Source organism: Lederbergia galactosidilytica (assembly GCF_017873565.1).
GTDB classification, from domain to species: Bacteria; Bacillota; Bacilli; order Bacillales; family Bacillaceae_C; genus Lederbergia; species Lederbergia galactosidilytica.
This window is the reverse complement of sequence record NZ_JAGGKH010000031.1, coordinates 1-21,067: the sequence shown is the minus strand read 5'-3', so window position 1 is coordinate 21,067 and position 21,067 is coordinate 1. Positions and strand designations below refer to the sequence as shown.

The 21,067-nt window shown below is 37.9% G+C and carries 25 protein-coding genes and 1 tRNA gene; 13 read left to right on the top strand and 13 right to left on the bottom strand.

The genetic code is table 11. The annotated features are described in order from the left end of the window. Positions 1-14: 14 nt before the first annotated feature. The 4 genes from lipA to J2Z23_RS21050 form a co-directional block, all read right to left on the bottom strand. Positions 15-962, bottom strand: coding sequence for a lipoyl synthase (gene lipA / locus J2Z23_RS21065; RefSeq protein WP_057984627.1), 948 nt, complete (start codon positions 960-962; stop codon positions 15-17). After that, the gene (locus J2Z23_RS21060) at positions 962-1,795 is read right to left on the bottom strand and encodes a lipoate--protein ligase family protein (RefSeq protein ID WP_209975192.1); all 834 of its coding nucleotides are present in this window, start codon (positions 1,793-1,795) and stop codon (positions 962-964) included. The genes lipA and J2Z23_RS21060 overlap by 1 nt, the downstream gene beginning before the upstream one ends. A 432-nt stretch (positions 1,796-2,227) precedes the next feature. Continuing rightward, positions 2,228-2,301: transfer RNA gene (locus J2Z23_RS21055), tRNA-Pro, on the bottom strand. A gap of 58 nt (positions 2,302-2,359) precedes the next feature. Next, positions 2,360-3,118 carry a GTP pyrophosphokinase gene (locus J2Z23_RS21050; protein ID WP_057984630.1) on the bottom strand — a complete coding sequence of 253 codons (759 nt, stop codon included), beginning with the start codon at positions 3,116-3,118 and terminating at the stop codon, positions 2,360-2,362. Between the two features lie 360 nt (positions 3,119-3,478). Between J2Z23_RS21050 and J2Z23_RS21045 the strand changes: the two genes are divergently transcribed. From J2Z23_RS21045 to J2Z23_RS21025, 5 genes are all read left to right on the top strand, one after another. Next, positions 3,479-3,859: a GntR family transcriptional regulator gene (locus J2Z23_RS21045; RefSeq protein ID WP_057984632.1), complete on the top strand. Its 381-nt coding sequence runs from the start codon at positions 3,479-3,481 to the stop codon at positions 3,857-3,859. Next, on the top strand, positions 3,859-4,770 hold the full coding sequence (locus J2Z23_RS21040) for an ATP-binding cassette domain-containing protein (protein ID WP_064467766.1): 912 nt from the start codon (positions 3,859-3,861) through the stop codon (positions 4,768-4,770). Before J2Z23_RS21045 ends, J2Z23_RS21040 begins: the two co-directional genes overlap by 1 nt. Beyond that, positions 4,742-5,485: a hypothetical protein gene (locus tag J2Z23_RS21035; RefSeq protein WP_057984636.1), complete on the top strand. Its 744-nt coding sequence runs from the start codon at positions 4,742-4,744 to the stop codon at positions 5,483-5,485. Before J2Z23_RS21040 ends, J2Z23_RS21035 begins: the two co-directional genes overlap by 29 nt. Next, positions 5,482-6,201 carry a hypothetical protein gene (locus J2Z23_RS21030; protein ID WP_057984638.1) on the top strand — a complete coding sequence of 240 codons (720 nt, stop codon included), beginning with the start codon at positions 5,482-5,484 and terminating at the stop codon, positions 6,199-6,201. Before J2Z23_RS21035 ends, J2Z23_RS21030 begins: the two co-directional genes overlap by 4 nt. 90 nt (positions 6,202-6,291) lie before the next feature. Beyond that, positions 6,292-6,858 carry a superoxide dismutase family protein gene (locus tag J2Z23_RS21025; RefSeq protein WP_420795702.1) on the top strand — a complete coding sequence of 189 codons (567 nt, stop codon included), beginning with the start codon at positions 6,292-6,294 and terminating at the stop codon, positions 6,856-6,858. A gap of 139 nt (positions 6,859-6,997) precedes the next feature. On the opposite strand, the gene J2Z23_RS21020 is transcribed toward J2Z23_RS21025, so the two are convergent. Further along, positions 6,998-7,786, bottom strand: a complete 789-nt coding sequence (locus J2Z23_RS21020) for a TIGR00266 family protein (RefSeq protein WP_209975190.1) — start codon at positions 7,784-7,786, stop codon at positions 6,998-7,000. A 375-nt stretch (positions 7,787-8,161) separates the two neighbouring features. On the opposite strand from J2Z23_RS21020, the gene J2Z23_RS21015 reads away from it, so the two are divergent. The 8 genes from J2Z23_RS21015 (at position 8,162) to J2Z23_RS20980 (ending at position 14,476) form a co-directional block, all read left to right on the top strand. Next, positions 8,162-9,013: a helix-turn-helix transcriptional regulator gene (locus tag J2Z23_RS21015; protein ID WP_209975188.1), complete on the top strand. Its 852-nt coding sequence runs from the start codon at positions 8,162-8,164 to the stop codon at positions 9,011-9,013. Between the two features lie 17 nt (positions 9,014-9,030). After that, positions 9,031-9,786 (top strand): sugar phosphate isomerase/epimerase family protein, encoded by a 756-nt coding sequence (locus J2Z23_RS21010; protein WP_209975186.1) that lies wholly within the window; start codon positions 9,031-9,033, stop codon positions 9,784-9,786. 122 nt (positions 9,787-9,908) lie between these two features. Further along, positions 9,909-11,072, top strand: a complete 1,164-nt coding sequence (locus J2Z23_RS21005; protein WP_209975184.1) for a Gfo/Idh/MocA family protein — start codon at positions 9,909-9,911, stop codon at positions 11,070-11,072. Between the two features lie 22 nt (positions 11,073-11,094). Then, a complete protein-coding gene (locus J2Z23_RS21000; RefSeq protein ID WP_209975181.1) occupies positions 11,095-12,165 on the top strand; it encodes a Gfo/Idh/MocA family protein in 1,071 nt (356 codons plus the stop codon). 169 nt (positions 12,166-12,334) lie between these two features. Further along, complete coding sequence (locus tag J2Z23_RS20995) at positions 12,335-12,706, top strand: DUF2089 domain-containing protein (RefSeq protein ID WP_209975179.1); 372 nt, start codon at positions 12,335-12,337, stop codon at positions 12,704-12,706. Positions 12,707-12,722: 16 nt separating this feature from the next. Then, positions 12,723-13,112, top strand: a complete 390-nt coding sequence (locus J2Z23_RS20990; RefSeq protein ID WP_209975178.1) for a hypothetical protein — start codon at positions 12,723-12,725, stop codon at positions 13,110-13,112. Positions 13,113-13,132: 20 nt separating this feature from the next. After that, positions 13,133-13,408, top strand: coding sequence for a hypothetical protein (locus tag J2Z23_RS20985; protein WP_209975176.1), 276 nt, complete (start codon positions 13,133-13,135; stop codon positions 13,406-13,408). 84 nt (positions 13,409-13,492) lie between these two features. After that, positions 13,493-14,476, top strand: a complete 984-nt coding sequence (locus J2Z23_RS20980; RefSeq protein ID WP_209975174.1) for a nuclease-related domain-containing protein — start codon at positions 13,493-13,495, stop codon at positions 14,474-14,476. Between the two features lie 303 nt (positions 14,477-14,779). On the opposite strand, the gene J2Z23_RS20975 is transcribed toward J2Z23_RS20980, so the two are convergent. The 8 genes from J2Z23_RS20975 to J2Z23_RS20940 all read right to left on the bottom strand — a co-directional run bounded on the left by J2Z23_RS20975 (position 14,780) and on the right by J2Z23_RS20940 (position 20,951). Continuing rightward, on the bottom strand, positions 14,780-14,968 hold the full coding sequence (locus J2Z23_RS20975) for a hypothetical protein (protein ID WP_209975172.1): 189 nt from the start codon (positions 14,966-14,968) through the stop codon (positions 14,780-14,782). A 381-nt stretch (positions 14,969-15,349) separates the two neighbouring features. Beyond that, positions 15,350-15,895: a VanZ family protein gene (locus J2Z23_RS20970; protein WP_057982940.1), complete on the bottom strand. Its 546-nt coding sequence runs from the start codon at positions 15,893-15,895 to the stop codon at positions 15,350-15,352. Between the two features lie 13 nt (positions 15,896-15,908). Then, complete coding sequence (locus J2Z23_RS20965) at positions 15,909-17,042, bottom strand: hypothetical protein (protein ID WP_057982942.1); 1,134 nt, start codon at positions 17,040-17,042, stop codon at positions 15,909-15,911. Between the two features lie 11 nt (positions 17,043-17,053). Continuing rightward, positions 17,054-18,316 (bottom strand): ABC transporter permease, encoded by a 1,263-nt coding sequence (locus tag J2Z23_RS20960; RefSeq protein WP_057982944.1) that lies wholly within the window; start codon positions 18,314-18,316, stop codon positions 17,054-17,056. A 5-nt stretch (positions 18,317-18,321) separates the two neighbouring features. Beyond that, positions 18,322-19,197, bottom strand: a complete 876-nt coding sequence (locus J2Z23_RS20955; RefSeq protein ID WP_209975169.1) for an ABC transporter ATP-binding protein — start codon at positions 19,195-19,197, stop codon at positions 18,322-18,324. 4 nt (positions 19,198-19,201) lie between these two features. Then, positions 19,202-19,957: a hypothetical protein gene (locus J2Z23_RS20950; protein ID WP_057982948.1), complete on the bottom strand. Its 756-nt coding sequence runs from the start codon at positions 19,955-19,957 to the stop codon at positions 19,202-19,204. After that, positions 19,950-20,516: an RNA polymerase sigma factor gene (locus J2Z23_RS20945; protein ID WP_238456085.1), complete on the bottom strand. Its 567-nt coding sequence runs from the start codon at positions 20,514-20,516 to the stop codon at positions 19,950-19,952. Before J2Z23_RS20945 ends, J2Z23_RS20950 begins: the two co-directional genes overlap by 8 nt. Before the next feature lie 144 nt (positions 20,517-20,660). Further along, a complete protein-coding gene (locus J2Z23_RS20940; RefSeq protein ID WP_057982950.1) occupies positions 20,661-20,951 on the bottom strand; it encodes a hypothetical protein in 291 nt (96 codons plus the stop codon). Positions 20,952-21,067: the final 116 nt, after the last annotated feature.

The following is a 21,067-nucleotide window of genomic DNA, read 5'->3' as shown; positions in this document are numbered from 1 at the left end:
TGAAGGCTTTGATTTTAAAAGTTAAAATCAACTTCTTTTTGTTCTTGTTCTTCGACGCCTTTCATATAAGTGATACGGCGTTGGGCAGCAGCTTGACTTACTTGCTCATCTGCATGATAGGATGAGCGAACAAGTGGGCCAGATTCACAATGACTAAAGCCTTTGGTAAGAGCAATCTCTTTCAACTCAGCAAATTCGTCAGGGTGATAATAACGTACAACATTCAAATGTTTTTTCGTAGGTTGTAGATATTGTCCAATCGTCATAATATCGACATTATGAGCACGAAGATCATCCATAGCTTGAATAATTTCTTCCTTTGTTTCACCCAGTCCTACCATAATACTAGATTTCGTTGGTGTGTTTGGTGCAATTTCCTTTACACGCTGTAAAAGTTGGAGGGAGCGACGATAAGTTGCTTTTGCGCGCACCTTTGGTGTTAAGCGCTCGACTGTTTCAATATTATGATTAAATATTTCAGGCTCACTGGACATAAGAGTATGGAGGCTCTCATAGTCACCTTTCATGTCAGATGGCAATATTTCAATTGTACATCCAGGATTCTTCCGACGAATGGCTCGTACTGTTTCTGCAAAAACAGCTGCACCACCATCATTTAAGTCATCACGAGCCACTGCAGTTACAACGACATGTTTTAATCCCATAATTTCTACGGAATTTGCAACCCTTTCAGGTTCGCCCCAATCTAGTTCGTTTGGTAAGCCGGTTTTAACTGCACAAAAGCGACATCCCCTCGTACATGTATCTCCAAGAATCATAAATGTAGCTGTTTTTCTTTCACTCCAACATTCATGAATATTTGGACAACGCGCCTCTTCACAAACTGTATTTAACCGTTGGCCACGCATCAATTTTTTTAAGCCTCTATAAGATTCATTCGTATTAATTTTTGTTTTCAACCATTCCGGTTTTCTGATGTATTCTTGTTTATCGATTGCCATTATGAGTGCACCTTCTTTTGAAATTTTAAATTCCATTCATCTGAACGATACTTTGATTCTGCAAGAGTTTGTACCTCTTCCCATTGAGAGTCACTAAGTGCAAATGGGGTAAAATGTAAGTCTAATCCAGTTTCAAATCCTTTGGTGAAGGCAGTTACTGCCTCGTTATATGTAATTTGTTTTCCGCTCGCCTCATTCATAGAGATGGCTTTGCTTGAAAAGGATTCCCTTTTACGTGCCCGCAATTCTTCAGTTGAAAATGCAAATAAATCAAAGAGCATTTCTCGATCCATTGTAAAGGGTAAGGAACCATGTTGCATTAGGACGCCCAATTTTCTTGTCTGAGCATGACCGGATATCTTCTTCCCATTCACAAGCATTTCATAATCTGAGGGTCTTTCAAAGCAAACAGCAGATCTTTCCTTGGTAAAGTGCTCCTCAGGCATAGAAAACTGTGCTTGAATGTCTAATTCTTTAAAACCCGCAAATATTCCTTGTGCCAGTGTATGATAAGCTTTTCGGATGGACTCTTCTATGTAAGGCTTTTGCTCAGAGACAACAAGGCTATAGGTTAATTCATCATCATGAAGAACAGCGCTCCCCCCAGTAAGCCGACGGACAAATTGGCATCCGTGCTTTGCAATGCCTGGAAAATGAATTGTCCTCTCCTTTTGAAAATGTCCAATGGATAGGGTAGGTTTTGTCCAACCGTAGAAACGGAGAACAGGTGGAATCAGATCTTTGCTATGCCAAAGGAGCAGACATTCATCCAATGCCATATTGATCGCTGCATCTTGGTATCCTGTGTCGATAAGCCCCCAAGTGTCTTTCATTTTGCTCAACTCCTAGATGAATTTAAAAGTAGAAGGCCATGGCTTAAGTGATCGTTTTCTAATTAGTTTTTTCAATAAAAAGGGAAATGTCTGTATCTTTAGGATAAAAGACTATATAACCATTTCCCTCATAGCTAGGAATTTATAAAATTCCAGCTTGTAGATAAGTTCTAACAGGAAGTTTGTAGTGCACCTAGCGACCTTAGTGTGCTGCCTTATTATAAAAGTTTTACGTTGCTACACGGATGTTTACGCTTTTGTTCTTTAAAACACACTAAAAGAACTGCATCCTGAAAGAAATGCAGTTCTTCATGAAAGTCGTCTATGACCTCATGTATTCCACACTTCGGATCAGCTATAGACAGTATTGCGCTGGATCTTATCTGTTAGAAGTATGGTAACAAATGTCAATCTAAATGTACAGTTTTCTGATCGGGATGACAGGAGTTGAACCTGCGACCCCTTGCACCCCATGCAAGTGCTCTACCAAGCTGAGCTACATCCCGTTAATAGATTCTAATTTCTATTATAGGGGATGGTTGCCTGGAAAACAATCCCACACCTTTATTGCTTCGAGCCATCGCCGAGACTTCTTTTATATTGTTCTAACACTTTAGGGAGGACATTGGCGATAACGTCCTCTTCTAAGCGAGATAAAATGTCATCATCTTCATTTTCCTTTTTGATGGAAGAAACCTCTGTATGCAATTTCTCCATTTTTTTATCTAAATCTGCTGCTATAAAGGCAGTGCTTTGAAGTTCCTTCGCCAGATGAGCGGGAATTTCTTTATCGTACTTATAGTAGATTTTATGCTCTAAGCTGGCCCAGAAGTCCATTGCAATGGTACGGATTTGGATTTCAACATAAGTATGTTCGGTACGATCTGTCATGAATATCGGGACTTGTACAATAAGATGCAAGCTTTGATAACCGTTGGGCTTGGGATTTTTAATATAATCCTTGTATTCTACAACCGTGATATCTTTCTGTTTTCCAAGCATATCAGCTAAGACATAAATATCTGAAATGAAAGAACAAGTAATCCGGACCCCAGCTATGTCGCGGATATTTTCCTTAATTGAAGGGAGCGAAAATTCATACCCCTTACGTTTAATTTTGCTAAAGATACTTTCGGGAGATTTGACTCGGGACTTTACATGTTCAATCGGATTATAGTCATGTAGGTAATTAAATTCATCGGATAATATATTAATTTTTGTGTTAATTTCATCACAAGCAAATTGATACGCCATCATAAATCGCGTAAGCTCAACTTTCATTTCTTTTATCAGTTGAATATCTATTATTTGATCTTGTTTCATCAAGAATCTTCCTTTCTAGATAAGAAAGCCTAAAATTTGGTTCGAATTAGGTTATCTTCAGCAATTGGCAAACTTGCGATACCTTCCTTAGATAAGTCAATATTTAATATTTTCTTCAACTCGGCTAAAAGGGCTTTAGTCAGAACAGAATTTCGCTAAGAATAGAGTGGTCAAAAGCCGTCCGTGTTCCTTATCCTAAGTTTGTACATCGTTCAAAATACGCCAAATGCTTCCTTATATATCGTACCATAACTAGCTAGATATTTTTAGTAAATACAATATCTTCCTTGTCAAAGAATAAAGAAAATTATATACTACATTACAACAGTAACGTACTGGTTGCGAAAGGGGGTTCCTTGGATGCTTTTATATCATGATGGAGCTAAACCTATTTATGTGCAGATTGCAGAATGGATTGAAAATGAAATTATTGCGGAAACATTTAAGCGTGATGAAAAGGTGTTTTCGCAGTATCAATTAGCAGAGATGTTTACGATTAATCCTGCGACAGCTGCGAAGGGGTTGAATATGCTAGTGAACGAACAAGTTTTATATAAGAAACGTGGGCTCGGTATGTTTGTAGCAAAAGATGCGAGGAAAGCCATTTTGAACAAACGAAAGAATGAGACATTAACTAGGCTTGTTCAGGAACTGGTCTCAGAGGCTAAGCGGTTAGAGGTGTCTGAAATAGATTTATTAGAAATGATTCAAGATGCTATTAATGGAAAGGGGGAGGAGTAATGATAGTGGTGGAATGTGAAAAGCTAGTAAAAAATTATGGGAGAAAGCAAGTTTTAAAAGATATTGCTTTTACGATAACAGGAGAGAAAATAACCGGGCTTATAGGCAGGAATGGAGTAGGTAAAACCACCTTGTTAAAAATTTTGGCGGGTTTTATTCAAGAAACAAGTGGCGAGGTCAAAGTTTTTACTAAACGGCCATTTAACAGCTTATTTGTTTCTGCCAATAGCATTATGATTGATGACCATCTGACTTTTCCACCGTCATTAAGTTTGGGAGATATTTTAGTGGAAGCTGAAAGGTTTTATGACAACTTTAATTTGGAATTGGCTAAGAGATTGATGTCGTATTTCTCGTTATCAAACAAAGGATATTATGATCAGCTTTCAAAAGGTATGAGAAGCACTTTCAATCTGATTTTTGGGCTTTCTTCCCGCTGTGCCCTAACGATTTACGATGAACCGACAACAGGTATGGATGCTGCGGTACGGAAGGACTTCTATCGAGCATTATTAAAAGACTATGTAGCTTATCCCCGAACCATTATCCTTTCGAGCCATCATCTAAACGAAATTGAAGATATATTAGAGGATGTATTGCTGATTCATGAAGGGAAAGTGTTACATCATATGCCAATTTCTGATATGAAAGAATGGGCAGTAGGTCTGCAAGGGAAAAAGTCAGCTGTTTCACGGTGGAGCAAAGGCCAGAAAGTTATTCATGAAAAAGAAATTGGTCCTGGATTAATGTATGTGGTCATCCAGAATCAATGGATGGAAGATAAATCTCGTGAATTAAAAGAAGACGGCGTTGAGATCATACCTGTTTCAGCGAATGATCTTTGTATTTACTTAACAAACGGTGATAAGGGAGGGATTGACGGTGTCTTTAATCGAAACGAGTTTCTCTGAAGTTGTCTGGAAACAATTTACTTTTAAAAGGAAAGCCTTTTTCACAACATTTGGTACATTGGTGATTCTGCAATTATTGGCGATTTTGTTTTCATCAGGAGGAAGTGCGTCATCGGGGTTTTCCGGTAAAGATATGTCTGTCCACCTCAGCTACTATTCTGGTGATATTGTTGTTATCTTTACTATACTATGGGCTTTTTTTGTTGCGATATTTATAACTTCCAAAGCAGCGCGGTTTGATGATTATGCCTTTGTAGGAAATCGAGTGAGCAGTCATTTGGCAAATTTGTTATTTTTGATTACAGCTAGCCTGATTGGGGGACTATCTGCAACTTTATGTGGCTATATTGTAAGAATCATTGGTTATTACTCTAATGATTTGATGATGGGAGAAGGGTTTCTTCAAGCGCCACTTGATTTTCTTCTTTCGATCGGTGCGATTAGCTTATATGGATTCCTATTTGCCACATTAGGCTATTTGTTTGGTGTGATCATACAGTTCCATCGTAGTTTTGTTTTTTTACTGCCTGCAATCTGCGTGGGATTAATGATCTCAGCTATATCAAGTGGCTATGACGCGGAGATGAAAGCTATATTTGACTTTATTGTTTTGGAATCTCACTTCTGGCTTTTTTTATTAAAAGTGTTTCTGCTGTCAGGGGTGTTCTTCGCTATTGCCATGGGGATTTCGAATAAACTGGAGGTGAGAAAATGAGTAATATTATTATTTTATTCTTTTTACTTCCTCTATTCTTGATAGGTTTTCTATTTTGGAGGCCTGTGCGCAACTTAGCTGCTGGGAAAGCGGGCATTTTAAAAAATAGAGGTATCGTCAAAGTTTTATTGACTACTTATGCGCTTCTTCTTATCCTCGCTCCCTTTATATATGAACTCTTGCCAAAGGAAGGAACGGAATTTCCAAGAGTTCATGAAAAAAGTCTAGCTCAAAATACAATGAAGCTTGAGCAAGCAATTTATGATGGACGACTTGATGAGATTAATCCTGAATATATTCGAGAAGAATGGCAACAAAAGTATAATGGCAAGAATTTAAAATTACAACAGGCAGAGGAAGAGCCAGTTCCAGTTGTAGTGGAAAGAAAGCCGGATAATGATGGAGTGATTGAAGGGAAATATATTGCGAGTGTGATCTATCAAGGAATGGATTTCTCTGATAAAGTGAAAACAATTCTATTTGACTTGTCTAATGATACGTTAAAACTTGAGGAAGTTGGCGATTATTTTGAATTTACTGGGGTCATATCTGAAAGAGACTTCGCTTTGTCTCAGTTTACAGAAAGTAGAAATATCTTTGGGGAGGGGACAATAAGGCAAGTCCGTTATATCTACCTACGAATTCCTAAAGATTTGCAGATCCAAGAAAAAGACGATCTTTATTTCAATTATACGGGGGAAGTCCAAGTGGACTAGAACTTAAAGTATGGATGTTCAGAACCTCCTGTTTTAAAATTCGCCAGTATGGCAATCATGCTAAGGATTTTAATAATAGGAGGTTTTTTTGTGAAAAAGTTATGGTGCATATTATTGATAACCGGTGGGATTTTGGCCGCTTGCAATAATGGGGAAGAGGCAATTCCACAAGTAGAGGAAGAAGCCATTCCTGTTAGCGGTCAGGCAGATGTCAATGTAAAGATGATTAATTCAGAAGGAAAGGAAGTTGGCAAGGCTACCCTGAAGGAATCAGAAGAAGGCGTGAAGATCCATTTACAAGCAGAGGGATTAGAGCCTGGGACTAAAGCCATTCACATTCATGAGACAGGAGTATGTGAAGCACCTGATTTCACATCAGCTGGCGCTCATTTTAACCCAGGTGGGAAAGAACACGGCTTTCAAAATCCTAAGGGTTTTCATGCAGGAGATTTGCCGAATATAGAGATTGAAGAAGATGGTGCTGTAAATGTTGTCATCACGGCCCCTAATGTGACATTAAAAGAGGGAGAGAGCAATTCCTTATTAGATGGAGATGGTAGTGCTCTTGTCATCCATGAAAAAGCAGATGATTATAAGACAGATCCAGCAGGGAATGCAGGAGATCGAATTGTGTGTGGCGTGATTAGTGGGGAATAAATAAAAGTAAAGCACATAATTTATGTAACGCAACAGAGTGTTACATAAATTATGTGTTATTTTTCTTTCTTAGGGAGAATGCTTAAAAATGGAATTTTAGCTCTAAAGTATTATTGAATAACGAATGGATGGCTGAACGTTAATCACTAAACATATTAAACAATCCGCCTATTCCACCTTCACCTTTGGACTCTCCTCCGCCCTGTGGCGCAGCAGCAAAGACTCGGCTGGCTAATCTTGAGAATGGGAGAGACTGAATCCAAACGGTTCCTGGACCGCGAAGTGTTGCAAAGACAAGGCCTTCTCCTCCAAAAAGAGCTGTTTTAATGCCTTTGACCATTTCGATATCATAATGGACATTCCCTGTCATTGCGACTAAACAACCTGTATCAATTTTGATGACTTCTCCAGCTTCAAGGTCTTTCTGAAAAATGGTTCCTCCGGCATGAACAAATGCCATTCCATCTCCTTCAAGCTTCTGCATAATAAAGCCTTCGCCACCAAAAAAGCCTGTCCGTAATTTCCTCTGAAACTCGATGCCCACGGTAACCCCTTTTGCGGCAGCTAGGAAGGCGTCCTTTTGGCAAATAATTCTGCCATTCAGCTTTTCCAAATCCATTGGGATAATTTTACCGGGATAAGGAGAAGCAAAGGAAACATGTTTTTTTCCGGAACCTTCATTTGTAAAGGTGGTCATAAATAAGCTTTCGCCAGTTATAATTCTTTTTCCTGCTCCCATCAGTTTGCCCATCAGGCCTCCGCCATTTTGGTTCGACCCATCACCGAAGATGGTCTCCATGCGAATCGCATCATCCATCATCATTAAGCTGCCTGCCTCTGCGACAACAGTTTCATCAGGATCTAGTTCTACTTCTACAAATTGCATATCATCCCCATAAATCTTGTAATCAATTTCGTGATTTTTCAATTCATCATCCATCCTTTCGTTTTATAAGAAGAGTGCCTAAGTGTGACATCATTTGCCACACTCTGTGGGAGAATAGCAACGCCTTGTTCCCGTCACTAGTACATTTTGTACAATGTAAAGTGAATTGGATTCAGATTTTGCTAGCTTCCTAGGGCTGGATACTATCACTAGCTAATTTATCCTTTCTTTCTACTTAACAATACGTACTTTAATAGAATTAGGTTTCATAATGGGAAAAAGAATTTTTTCACTCTATTTGACATCTGTAGAGCAATTTGAGTCAATAATAGTAAGAATTTGAGCATGTAGAGGAAATGAAGATAGGGCAAAAAAGATTACCATATAAAGTAAGCCCTTTCAACAAGAGGTGAAAAGATGAAAGATTGGTTAAGGCCAAATTATCGAATGAAATCAATTGGAGAACAGGAATTCGCGTTCCACTCCCATACACAGTTTGAAATTTACTTCTTTCATCAGGGCGATTGTAAATACCTTATTCATCATTCCATTTACGAGCTTCACCCTGGGGATATTATTATTATGGATGGGTTAACAGCCCATCGTGCTAATCCCTCTAAATTTGACTTATATGAACGCAGTGTCGTGCATTTTTCTGCAGATTGGATTCAACCTGTAATCGAAGAATTGCGCATGCCAGAATTACTTTCACCCTTCAAGGAGATGAGTAATTGCTTGCTTCGTGGTCAAGATGACGGGGAAAGAGAATTGATCTTACAATCAATTAAGTCAATGGTTCAACTTATGAATGAAGAGTATTCATTCTTGTTGAGACCCGAAGTAGAAGCAGAATTAAAAATCTTGCTATTGACCATTTTAATGCAAATCTACAAATTAAGTAAAAAAGAGAATCACCAGTTGGCAATGCCAAAAAGTGAAAAGGTTCTTCATGTCGAAAATATCGCTCAATTTATTCAGGTCCATTTTAGGAACAGTATAAGTTTAGAAGATATTTCAACAGAATTGAATTTAAGTAAGTTCTATTTATCGAGAATTTTTAAAGAAGTGACAGGCACAACGGTGATGGACTATGTGATGACTTGTCGTTTGAACCAAGTGAAATTCGATTTAGAAATGTCCCCGCAGCGCACTTTAATGGAAATTGCAACAGAATCAGGCTTTGAAAGTCAGGCCCATTTTAGTCGATTTTTTAAGAAAAGAGTAGGAATGACACCTTCAGAATATCGCAGAAAAAAACTTAAATTATAGATTAGGAGAGTGACAGAATGGATAAAAAGTTTGCAGCCCAATTATTTACAGTACGGGAAGAGTTAGCTAAGGGAATAGCACCTGTCTTTCAAGAAATAAAAAAAATGGGGTGGGCAGCTGTACAAATTTCGGCTTTACCACAAGGGTACAATCCGCAAGAAGTGGCAGACGCTTTAAAGGAAAATCAACTTGGAACAGCTGGAATGCATATTTCATTAGATCGTCTAGAGAATGATCTGGAAAATGTGGTGAAAGAAGCAGATTTATACGGCACGAAAGATATTGTTTGTCCTTATTTGCCCGCGGAATATCAAACCGCAGAGGGATATAAGACAGTCCGAAAAAAATTGAATGAAGTCGCCGGGCAACTGCCTGATTATCGTATTAGTTATCATAATCATGCTTTTGAATTTGCGACTGAAATCAATGGTGTTTCGGCACTAGAATATTTGTTAGAGCCAGTGACAGAGAATAAAGTTTTAGCAGAAATCGATGTGTACTGGGTGAAAAAAGGTGGTCAAGATCCACTAGCTTTTATCCAGCCATATGCCAACAGAATGCCAATTATTCATTTAAAGGATATGACGAATGATGAACAAGAAACCTTTGCTGAAATTGGGACAGGAAAAATTGATTTTATTCCCATTTTACAATGGGGTGAGAGATCAGGAGTAGAATGGTATGCAGTAGAACAAGATGTCTGTCCAGGAAAGCCACTAGATAGTTTGGCTTTAAGCTTAGAGAACCTACTTAAATTAAAGGAAAAAATTTAAAGCAAACTAAAAGTTGAAGTGCTTTTTCTATGCTTGTTGGAATAATGATGTTTTTAGGTGATGATAGGCATGCATAATTGAAATAAATCGGATAGAAAAACTCAAAGGGAGGTATTTTAATAGTGACGATCGTAAAAGTCGGTATTATAGGATTAGGCAATATGGGGACAAGTCATGCCAAGCGTTTATTCAATCGCGAAATAGAAGGAGCCATTCTGGCTGCCGTGTGTGATGTGCGGGAAGATCGCATGGTGAAAGCGAGAGAAGAATTTGGGGATCGAGTGAAACGATTTTTGACGATCGATGAATTTTTTGCAGATGCTGATATTGATGGGGTGATTATTGCGACTCCCCATTATGATCATCCGACACTTGCCATTAGATCTTTTGAGAAAGGTTGGCATGTTTTATGTGAGAAGCCGGCTGGTGTTTATACAAAAAATGTGCGTTTGATGAATGAGGCTGCAGCTAAAAGTGGAAAAGTGTTTAGCATGATGTTTAATCAACGCACAAATCCCTTATATCAAAAAATGCGTGAGTTAATTCAGTCTGGTGAATTAGGAGAAATTAAACGCACAAATTGGATTATTACAGATTGGTATAGAGCGCAAAGTTATTATGATTCAGGCGGTTGGCGTGCCACTTGGGAAGGAGAAGGTGGAGGTGTGATGTTGAATCAATCGCCTCATCAGCTTGATTTATGGCAATGGATTACAGGAATGATGCCGACTAGAATTCGTTCATTCTGTGGATTTGGGAAATATCATGATATTGAAGTGGAAGACGATGTAACGGCTTATGTAGAATATGAAAATGGTGCTACAGGCTTATTTGTTACGTCAACTGGAGAAGCACCCGGCACGAATCGCTTTGAAGTTGCGGGTGATCGAGGGAAACTTGTAATCGAAAATGGAGATTTAACCTTCTGGCGATTAAGGCAATCTGAGCGTGAATTCAACCAAACGTTTAAAGGTGGCTTTGGTGAACCTGAAAGTTGGAAAATTGATATTCCAGTACGTGGCAAAAATGAACAACATTTAGGCATTTTGGAAAATTGGGTAGACGCTATTTTAAATGGTACAGAGTTACTAGCACCAGGAGAAGAAGGAATTAAAAGTTTGGCAATTTCAAATGGTGTCTATTTATCTAGTTGGTTAGATGATTGGGTAGAGCTACCAATTGATGAAGATCTTTATTATGAAAAATTACAGGAAAAAATCGCGACTTCAACTTTCAGCAAGGAGACAAAAAAAGATGTCACATTAGATGTTAGTGGAACGCATTAAAAAAGGGAGAGGGATGATACTTATGGGGAAGGATGGAATGAATTATGCTCCAAAAGGCAAACCCAATCGTGTCGTAGAAGATGGGGAGTTTGTAATTGCGGCGATAGCGCTTGATCATGGTCATATTTATGGGATGTGCAATGGGTTAATAGAGGCAGGGGCAAGCTTGAAGTGGGTGTATGATCCTGACCCACATAAGGTTGATAAGTTCGTGGAAACATATCCAAATGTTCGTGTGGCTGCGAGTGAGAAGGAGATCTTAGAGGATCCTGAGGTAAAACTTGTAGCAGCTGCGGCGATACCTAGTGAACGTGGACCACTAGGTATTCGGGTAATGGAAAGTGGAAAAGATTATTTTACGGATAAAACACCTTTTACAACTTTGGAACAATTAGCGGATGCTAAGGAGGCGGTTGAGCGAACAGGCCGAAAGTATATGGTTTACTACTCAGAAAGACTTCATGTAGAAAGTGCTGTTTTTGCTGGTGAGTTGATTGAACAGGGAGCCATTGGTCGGGTTATACAGGTGACTAATTTGGCTCCGCATCGATTGAACGCTCCTTCCAGACCTGAATGGTTTTTTGAAAAAGAAAAATATGGTGGTATTCTTTGTGATATCGGTAGCCATCAAATTGAACAGTTTTTATTTTATACAGGTAATACAGATGCAAAGGTTGTACGTAGTCAAGTTGCAAATTACGCCAATAAGGATTACCCTGAGTTAGAGGACTTCGGGGATTGTATGATTGTTGGAGAAAATGGGACTAGTCATTACTTCCGTGTTGATTGGCTCACTCCAGATGGGTCTGAGGTTTGGGGAGACGGAAGAGCCATCATCCTTGGAACAGACGGTTATATTGAAATACGGAAATATATTGATGTAGGTCGTGAGAGTGAAGGGAATCAAGTTTATCTAGTGAACCAAGAAGGAACTTTTCATTACTCAGTAAAAGGCCAAGTAGGCTTTCCTTTCTTTGGAGAACTGATTTTAGATTGCTTGAATCGAACGGAAAATGCCATGACACAGGCACACGCCTTTAAAACGGCTGAACTTTGTTTGATAGCACAGAAGGAAGCTGTAAGATTAGAATAGTAAAAGAAAGTTACTTTATAAAAATCTCTGTTGGCTAACGAGCTGACAGAGATTTTAATTTTATTTATTAATTATTATTAGTTTTGAATTAAAATACTTAATAAATATTGATTTAAAAATTAATATATATTATTATGGTATTAATAAAATTAATAGGAGGAGCGGAGGTATGGGTTATCCATTAATCACATCTTGTCCAGTATGCTCACAACAACTAAAAATTACGAAACTTCAATGCCATCATTGTCACACAACGATCGAAAATGACTTTGAACTAACAAACTGGGCTGCACTTACCTCAGAACAGCTAAATTTTATCGGGACTTTTTTGAAAAGCCGGGGAAATATTAAAGAAGTTGAAAAAGAATTAGGTATTTCTTACCCAACTGTGCGTGGTAAGTTAAATGATGTAATCTCAGCACTCGGCTATTCAGAAAAGGAAGAAGCAAAAAATAAAACAGAGGAAAAGAATGTGATTACTATGTTAGAAAACGGTGAAATCACGGCAGATGAAGCATTACGCCTATTAAAGGATAAATAAAAGGAGGATGACAGGTATGAAAGAAGAAATTAAGAAGATCCTGGGGATGATGGAAGAAGGGAAATTAGATTCCGAAGAGGCAACCGCTCTGATTCAAGCTTTACAGGAAAAAGAAGTGGTGGAAACAAAAGTGGCAGAGCCAGATTATCTAAAGAAACTTCTAAAGATTCGCATTTCTGATCAAGAAGATAAAGTAAATGTAAACCTCCCTTTGCGGCTAGTGAAGGTCGCTTTGCAGTCAGGATTAGACATTGCTGCTAAACTTCCTGAATCTGCTAAATATGTAGAGGGTATTGATAAAGTCGATGTGGATCTTATTTTAGAAGCGATCGAAAACGAAGCGGAAGGGCAAATTGTCGATATTACAGGTGGAGATGGCGAACAAGTTTCTATTGTAATTGAGTGAGATGGCCCATGCTAAAGATAATGATTAAACAAGAAAATCAAAAGCCTAAAATTATTCGCTTACCTTATCTTTTTATCGACGTAGGGCTTCGCCTCGCGACAACAAGGCTCTTCTGGAAGATAATAAACTCTACAAAAAGGCAAAACCAAGAACAAGAAGAACATCAATGGCTTTTCCTAGAACAGATAGATTGGCAAGACATTCAACCTATATTAAAAGAAATAAAGAAGAATAAAGGCATGACTATTTTGGATATCCAAGACAAAAATGGGCAAGCCGTTAAAGTTGAACTTTGAGTCCTTCTCCCCTTTATATAAAAGGGAGAAGGACTTCTTGCACACAGAGCAGAATATTTATATAGACCAAAAAGAGGTGATGAAGTGAAACAAAAAGAAAGAACAATTCCGATTGTGATATTAATTTTAGAGGCTCTACAAAAAAGACTTTTAGAGAATCATCCAGCTGGGGTCCCTATAAAGGAAGAATTAGGTAGGCGCTATGCAGGATATCGAGGCGAACAGATTTTAGATTACTATACGAAATATCTTCCACTACAAAAACACCACTTTATTTTTCACGATCTTCGATTACCCATTTCCAGTGAAGCCTTTTTTCAAATTGATATGCTTATTTTAACCCCATACTATCTTTTGGTTTTTGAAGGAAAACATATGGCAGGCAAATTGTTTTTCGAGCCAAAACAATTAATTCGGGAGTTAAATAATATGGAAGAATCGTTTCCTGACCCCATTGTGCAGGTGAAAAACCAACAATATTTTTTAAAACTTTTATTAAAGAAGTACTCCTTCCCTTTTCTCCCAAGTGATGCCTTCGTTGTGATCACCAATCCCAAGTCCATTATTTTGCTAAACCCCGATTATAAGGAAGTTCTAGAAAAAGTTATTCGACCACAAGCATTAAGATTTAATTTTGAACTTTTAGAGAAGAAATATGTGAATTCAATTTTAAGTCACAATGAGTTAGAGAAAATATCAGAGGTTTTGCTACAGCTACATACACCTGATGAACCTGACGTATTAGCCCAGTATGGGTTGAATAAAAGTGAAATTATTCCGGGAATTTACTGTGAAAAATGTGGACAGTTTTCTGTTAATAGAATAAAACGATTCTGGAGATGCCATATTTGCAATAAAAAGGCTGAAAAGGCGTTTATTCAAGCACTGATTGACTATCGCTTATTAATTAGCACAACTATAACCAATCGAGAATTTCGTCAGTTTTTTGGAGTTGATTCTATTCATGTCGCATCCAAAATGCTCAATTCTCTAAATTTGCCAACTAGAGGCGAACGCAGACATCGAAAATACGAATTATCATTAGTTTACCTACTAAGTCTGCTTTGAAAAAAAGCTTGTAACAGCTAATAGAACGAGCGCAATGGCTAATAGAGCGCATGCAACGGCTAATAGACTGAGCGCGACAGCTAATAGAATGCATCTAACGGCTAATAGAGCAAAAAAGCGGTAGCAATTTAAGAAGAGCGACTATCATAGGTGCAAAATCACCTTTGCAAAAAGCCAATGGCTAATAGAACGAGCGCAACAGCTAATAGAATGCATCTAACGGCTAATAGAGCAAAAAAGCAGTAGCAATTTAAGAAGAACGACTATCATAGGTGCAAAATTACCTTTGCAAAAAGCCAATGGCTAAAGAACGAGCGCAACGGCTAATAGAGCACATGCAATGGCTAATAGACTGGGCGCGACAGCTAATAGACCACTTCCAATGGCTAATAGCCGGTATATACATCTATTCGAAAGTTTAATTGTCGTATCTGAATTGGCTTGGGCTTTCTTAGGAGCGAACTTCCTCAGTAAGACTTGCTGTTTTACCATTAGAAAAAGAGGCTGGGACAAAAATGTTTTCGCTTGAGTAATGTACGAACTATAAGCGTGAAAATAACCCACTCCGGAAATATACTTCGCTTCCGAAGGCCTACAGGATGTGGGTCATGCAGGCGTTGCGACGTACCAGGAAGTACTAGTGGAGGTGAAGCAACAGGAAGTTGCGCTTTGAGCCTGCCGCCAGGACGGCGCGAACTTAGCCTGCTTTCCCTAGTGTCAAGCCTCCTCAGGCTTCGCCTTCCTGGGTCTTGTCGAACTCTTACTTCCCGCAGGAGTCTACGTATATTTCCTCCGCTAAGGTAATGCAATATTCGCTTTTGAGGCTTAGCATTTTAGTTATCTCTCAGCCTCTTTTTCAAAAAAGTTTTATTATCAATGCTTGGCGATGTAAATGCTAACTGGCATTTTTTTTACAACTATCTTTATAATCATGTATAAGCTATATCCAATCACAGCTCCTGATGTATTAAAGACTAAATCATCTAAGGTCCCACGTCTTGTCATTGTGAAAAATGTTTGGATTAATTCTATTGTTAAGGAAGCTAAAAATCCTAAGAGCAAAATCACCCATAGTCGCTGGCAATGTTGGAATAATAATGGAATAAAAAAGCCGAATGGAACAAATAGAGCGATGTTTCCAACAGAATATAATAGTTGTAGTTTAGGATTGGACATATTTTTCAATTCATAAAAGAGATTGAAATCAAAATGATATATTGTTTTTCCACCCCATATGCCAAAAGGGAGATTCCACTGAAATGGTTGCATGGTCAGGAATACGACAGATACGAGATAGACAAAGAACAAATTGACAATCATTTCTCGAAATGGATCTGTATATTTTTTCTTATATCTTTTATTGCGGTAGAGAATCCAAAGGAAACTAAGTATTCCGAGAATGATGATTCCTTGCCACATATTTACCGCTCCCTTATAGCATGATGTCTTTTTTCTTTTCCCGTTTCCATAGTAGCACAATTAATAAAGTGCTTGCTACCATAAAAAGGCTATAACAGAGGGGGACAAGCCACTGCGGTAAAAAGAAGTTGGTGATCCACTCTAACAGGTAACGCAAACCGAAGGCTAGCAATCCAAATATTATGGGAACCTGTACGCCAATTAAACTAATATAGTTCGGAGCAAACTGGGAAACGGAAAGACTAAGCAATATAAGTATGAATCCCAATACATAGATGGCGATCACGGTAAGGATGATATATTCAAAGAATGTGAGATTATACCATTGATAGCCGGCAATAAAGGTGTTCATAGGGATGTCGAAAAACGGCTCTGGATGGTTTTGCGAATACAATCCAAGATAGACAGCTAATAGCCCTGATATTACAAGGAAGGCGGAAATAAGCCCGGCCACTATTTTTTTCTTGAAAATCGTCCTGCCGATCCTTGCTGTGTACTGTAGATCTAACATTTGTAAGGAACGATCACGAATAAACAGCGGTGAAACAAGTAACACGACACTTATGAGTACCGCGATAGCAATATTACGGATGATACTTTGAAAGTTTGTAAGAGTGACTTCAGGATATGCCTGAAAAACGCCTGCTGTTTTTAATTCGTCTAGATATTTCTTCTGATAGGAAGTGGGTTGCTCTAATAGAAAATTCTCATTTCTTAAATCATGCAATTCGATTAATCGCTCACGTTCCCCCAGCTCCCAGAATAGATCCACCTCTTCATCGAAAATGATTTTCGCATGGAATGCTTCTGCCTTTGTATCCCCAAAATCAATATTTTGGAAGTCCTCGTATGAAGTTACTCCTGCTTCTTGAGCATCCTTCCGTTTCTGCAAGAACTGATTTGCTTTTTCCACTTCCTGATTATATTTTTCCTTAAAGTCAGCAAGATCTGCTTCATTCATTTCAGGACCATAGTTATGGACCATTTCTACACCAATTCTGTAAGAGTCAAGTGCAGGTCGACCATTAGGGAAATGTTTAATATCAAATTCAATCAAAAAATAGTATAAAAGCATATTCACAAAAGCTATTGTGAAAAGAATTTTCCAGTTTAATATTTTCTTCATTTCATTGATAATAATGTGCATCATTTTTCTCCTTAAGAAATGTCCTGCCTCGCAAACTTTTTGAAAGAAAAGCCGCAAAGCGCGATCAAGATAATTGTCCAAACCGTAATGGTCATCCATTCGTAATTTTTAAACATTGCTAGTCCACCGGTTCCCATCCACCATTGATGTGGGTTTAGTACAAGCGTGGAAAGGGTGTATCCAGACATTAACATGAAGTTTGTCGAGTTAGGGATAAACCCTGGGATTAGAAAGAAAGCAATAAACAAACTAGCAAATATAATAAAGGTAAAATAACTGTTTTTGACTAACACGGAAATCGAAAAGGTAAATAAGGAAAACAAAAGCATACAAATAAATAAAAGCACTAAGCTCATAAGGAAATAAGTAAGGAAGGACCAGTTCCACCACGAGACATAAGGGAAGTTATTCTCCCAATTGAAACCACTGCTGATTGCTGTCTTCCATAAATGAGCATAATCAAAAACGGTAAAATAGGTTCCTAAGGTGACAACAGATAAAAAGATAATGATAGCTAGAATTGTAAGCAGGGAGGCGACTAATTTATCAGCCATTAATGTTCTCCCTCTTCTTGTTGTATAGGCCACAAGTTGGTTCCGATGCTCAAATTCAAAATTGGTAATTAAAGCGGTGGCCAAGACAACTAAAATCATCCCTTCAATCACAAGATGGCGAAACACGGTGCTAAACAAGAGGCTATGCATATGATAGTTTTGTCCAGAAAAAAACCATGATCTGTGCTCTCCGTTTTGCTGTAATGTTGCGAAGCGATCAGCAAATGCTTCGTATTCTTTACGTAAGGTTTCTGCCGCTGAACCAGTTAGTCCGAATTTTGTTATTTCACTTTCTCCTATTTTTTGAATATCGAAGCCAGCATAACTTTCATCCATAGAAGCTGCTGCACTCCTATACATTTCTTTTAAAAACAGATCGTAAAAAGTATCCAATTCCTTTTCTGTGTACCTTCCCTGTTCTTCAAATGTCAATTGTTCAAAAAAATCATCTGCTCCGGCAAAAGTTTGGGAAGTTTTCTTTTCGGTGATGGTATTCATTTGGGCTACTTCCGTTGTAATTTCATTATCCAGCGTTGCAAGTAAAGCATCTGTATATCTGGCACCGTACTTTCCTGCCAATTCATTCACGATCGGTAACTCTTCTTTAAAATCAGAAGCATTGTAAATGATAAAAATATTCCACCCAGTGAATAACAGGAGTAAACATACTATAATCGGTGATAATAGTGCTTTTTTACATTCAAATAAAATAATCCTCATCACATTCACCCATTCATTTGCAAATCATCGCGATATTCATAGAGGAAGACATCTTCTAAATGGGAAACAACAGGGATCCAATCTACTTCAGTCTCTCCTTTATGGACGAATCGAACGATCATTTCTTCTTGGTCTAGCTTCTCTGATAAAAGCACATATTGTTTGCGGAAGGTCTCTAATTGTTCAAACGGAATAGTTGTCTCGAACACAAAACCATCCAATGTTGCGCAAATATTTTTAACATTGTCTTTATATAAAAGCTGTTTGTTTTTTATCATGATTACTTGGTTAGCAATCGATTCAATATCTGAAACGATATGGGTTGAAATAATGACTAAGCGTTCGCGTGCTAGCTCAGTTAATAAATGGCGGAAACGAGCCCGTTCTTTTGGATCAAGACCTGCTGTCGGCTCGTCCAAAATTAAAACCTTCGGATCGTTTAAAAGAGCTTGGGCAATTCCCACTCGTTGGATCATTCCACCAGAAAATTTGCGCATCTTTTTATTGGCGACATCACTTAAAGCTACTTTTTGGAGCAAATCCTCTATTTTTGTAAGGGCCAATTTTTCCTCTATTCCCTTTAGAGTAGCAAGATATAGTAAAAATTGTCGCGGTGAATAGTTTTTGTAATAACCAAATTGTTGCGGAAGATAACCAAGAATATCGCGGTATTCTTCATCCAAATCCATGATATTTGCCCCGTTATAAAGAATTTCGCCCTTTGTTGGCGAGATAAGGCTAACAAGCATTTTGATTAACGTTGTTTTTCCAGCCCCATTAGGAGCTAGAAGTCCATACACCCCATGATCAAATTCAATATTTACATGTTCCAAAGCAAGAAATTCTCCGTATTGTTTACTGAGATTTTTTACGACAAGCATTTGTCTATACTCCTTCCGCTGGTTTTATTTGGACCAGCTTGTTTAAAAATCGAAAATAAAGGATGAGGCTGAAAGTCAAAACTAATCCATAAACGAAAATAGGTAGTTGAAGCAAAAAGTGACTATATGCCTGGTTGGGTAGAAGGTTCAAAAGGATATTGGTACCACTCCAACCTAGAATAATCATACTGGCTCTTACTCCTGTTTGTTTTTTCATGATGATGGCAAGGAATAGGATTGAAAATAAGAACAAGGCAGTTGTAGATACGAGAAAGGCTTTGAAAAAATGAACATATTCATATATGACACTCACAAAGAGAATACTGACCATGTTCACAAAAATTGCAAGGATACTAAAGAGTAACATTTTGAAGGCAGCGACCTGATAAAAATTATATTTAGTAACCATTTCAACTTCATAAGTTGCATGATGACGTTTGTGCAAAAAGTCATAAAATGAAAGAGAAATATAAAGTAGAGGGGAAGCTATAAATAGAATAGGATAAAAATTTGCTTCCGTTTGAGCAGCTTCAGCCATACTGTTGAATAAATAAATAAGTAAGAACATGGCAGAAAAAGTAATCAAGATGCCGTCCCTACGGTTTGTGAATAAATATTTCCAGCCGATCCCCTTATATAGATGAACAAAATAGGTATAGTAAGATTGATGTGGCTTCACCCCGGCACGGACAATCTGGTCCACTTCCAAATCAATTTTTGATTGATCTGGATAAGGAATAGAAAACTTTTCTTTAGACATCGCAATCCTCCTCCATTTCCTTTTTTATTTCTTTCAGAGCCTTATAGTATTTCGTTTTTACTGTTGAAAGGGGGGCTTGTACTATTTTAGCGATTTCCTGAAGCGTATACTCTCCAAATAATTTAAGGCGAATAATTTCTTGGGAGACAGTCTCTAATTGATTGACTAGCATTGTGATCCTTTCTACATCCTCTTTATATTCAAGAGATAGGATAAAGTCATTTTGATCTTTCACATCCTGATCGTCTAATGATTCCGCTAATTGTCTATATTTGTAGTTCTTGGAACGATAATAATCAACAATCCGATTGGTAGCCACGCGATACAGCCATGTGCGAAAGGACGCCCTTTGACCATCAAAGCGATGAATGGATTGTAAAACACTGATAAAAATTTCCTGTGTTAAATCAAGAGATAGATCTGCATCTAATGTCTGTTTATAAACAAAGCCATATATTTCTTGATAATACTTGGAAATTAATTGATTAGCAGATTCATGATGTCCACTTCTTTTTATTCTCTTAATCCAGCGCTGTTCTTGTTTCATCTTCTTTTTCACCACTCAAGCCTTCTAGTTATATATTCGTAATCATAGAGAAAAAAGTTTTAAAAAGCGAAAAGTTTTTAAAAAGAAGGGGAATGAGAAAAGAAAAAGGGGGCTCCAGTTAATAAGAACTAGAGCGTATGAAGGCGGATACAAATACTAAGATATTACATAGGCCCGAATGGTAATCAATATGAACATTAAAATAAAATTAGGAATTGCGATGAAGATAAAACTCTTTACCCAGTTATTTTCTTGCCGTTGCGAATTTGGAGAAGAGTACGAAGAATAAGGCCTTGTTGGCATTCCCATAAAAACACCAGCAAATAGAAAGGAAACAATAGCTGTCATCCCAGTGATCTTGATGGCTAAAAACCAATGTTTAGTAAGGATTCCGATCAATAATGAAATAAGACAAATAGCTATCCCTAATAATAACGATTTATTCATAGATACACCCCCTATGTTTATTGCGTATTGTCAAATAATCTATAGTAAAAAGTTAATAACCCCTTGATTTATAGGGGAATGAATGCAAAAAACTTGCCACCCCCTGAATTTTAAGG

What these genes read in the sequence shown, in the direction of transcription:
- J2Z23_RS21040 (WP_064467766.1), top strand. Translation starts at nt 3,859, where the DNA reads ATGATAGTGGTGGAATGTGAAAAGCTAGTAAAAAATTATGGGAGAAAG.
- J2Z23_RS20990 (WP_209975178.1), top strand. Translation starts at nt 12,723, where the DNA reads ATGAAAGAAGAAATTAAGAAGATCCTGGGGATGATGGAAGAAGGGAAA.
- J2Z23_RS20955 (WP_209975169.1), bottom strand. Translation starts at nt 19,197, where the DNA reads ATGCTTGTCGTAAAAAATCTCAGTAAACAATACGGAGAATTTCTTGCT.
- J2Z23_RS21050 (WP_057984630.1), bottom strand. Translation starts at nt 3,118, where the DNA reads ATGAAACAAGATCAAATAATAGATATTCAACTGATAAAAGAAATGAAA.
- J2Z23_RS21010 (WP_209975186.1), top strand. Translation starts at nt 9,031, where the DNA reads ATGGATAAAAAGTTTGCAGCCCAATTATTTACAGTACGGGAAGAGTTA.
- J2Z23_RS20975 (WP_209975172.1), bottom strand. Translation starts at nt 14,968, where the DNA reads ATGGTAAAACAGCAAGTCTTACTGAGGAAGTTCGCTCCTAAGAAAGCC.
- J2Z23_RS20985 (WP_209975176.1), top strand. Translation starts at nt 13,133, where the DNA reads ATGATTAAACAAGAAAATCAAAAGCCTAAAATTATTCGCTTACCTTAT.
- J2Z23_RS20940 (WP_057982950.1), bottom strand. Translation starts at nt 20,951, where the DNA reads ATGAATAAATCGTTATTATTAGGGATAGCTATTTGTCTTATTTCATTA.
- J2Z23_RS20970 (WP_057982940.1), bottom strand. Translation starts at nt 15,895, where the DNA reads ATGTGGCAAGGAATCATCATTCTCGGAATACTTAGTTTCCTTTGGATT.
- lipA (WP_057984627.1), bottom strand. Translation starts at nt 962, where the DNA reads ATGGCAATCGATAAACAAGAATACATCAGAAAACCGGAATGGTTGAAA.
- J2Z23_RS21015 (WP_209975188.1), top strand. Translation starts at nt 8,162, where the DNA reads ATGAAAGATTGGTTAAGGCCAAATTATCGAATGAAATCAATTGGAGAA.
- J2Z23_RS21060 (WP_209975192.1), bottom strand. Translation starts at nt 1,795, where the DNA reads ATGAAAGACACTTGGGGGCTTATCGACACAGGATACCAAGATGCAGCG.
- J2Z23_RS20960 (WP_057982944.1), bottom strand. Translation starts at nt 18,316, where the DNA reads ATGAGGATTATTTTATTTGAATGTAAAAAAGCACTATTATCACCGATT.
- J2Z23_RS20995 (WP_209975179.1), top strand. Translation starts at nt 12,335, where the DNA reads ATGGGTTATCCATTAATCACATCTTGTCCAGTATGCTCACAACAACTA.
- J2Z23_RS21045 (WP_057984632.1), top strand. Translation starts at nt 3,479, where the DNA reads ATGCTTTTATATCATGATGGAGCTAAACCTATTTATGTGCAGATTGCA.
- J2Z23_RS21000 (WP_209975181.1), top strand. Translation starts at nt 11,095, where the DNA reads ATGGGGAAGGATGGAATGAATTATGCTCCAAAAGGCAAACCCAATCGT.
- J2Z23_RS20965 (WP_057982942.1), bottom strand. Translation starts at nt 17,042, where the DNA reads ATGCACATTATTATCAATGAAATGAAGAAAATATTAAACTGGAAAATT.
- J2Z23_RS20950 (WP_057982948.1), bottom strand. Translation starts at nt 19,957, where the DNA reads ATGTCTAAAGAAAAGTTTTCTATTCCTTATCCAGATCAATCAAAAATT.
- J2Z23_RS21030 (WP_057984638.1), top strand. Translation starts at nt 5,482, where the DNA reads ATGAGTAATATTATTATTTTATTCTTTTTACTTCCTCTATTCTTGATA.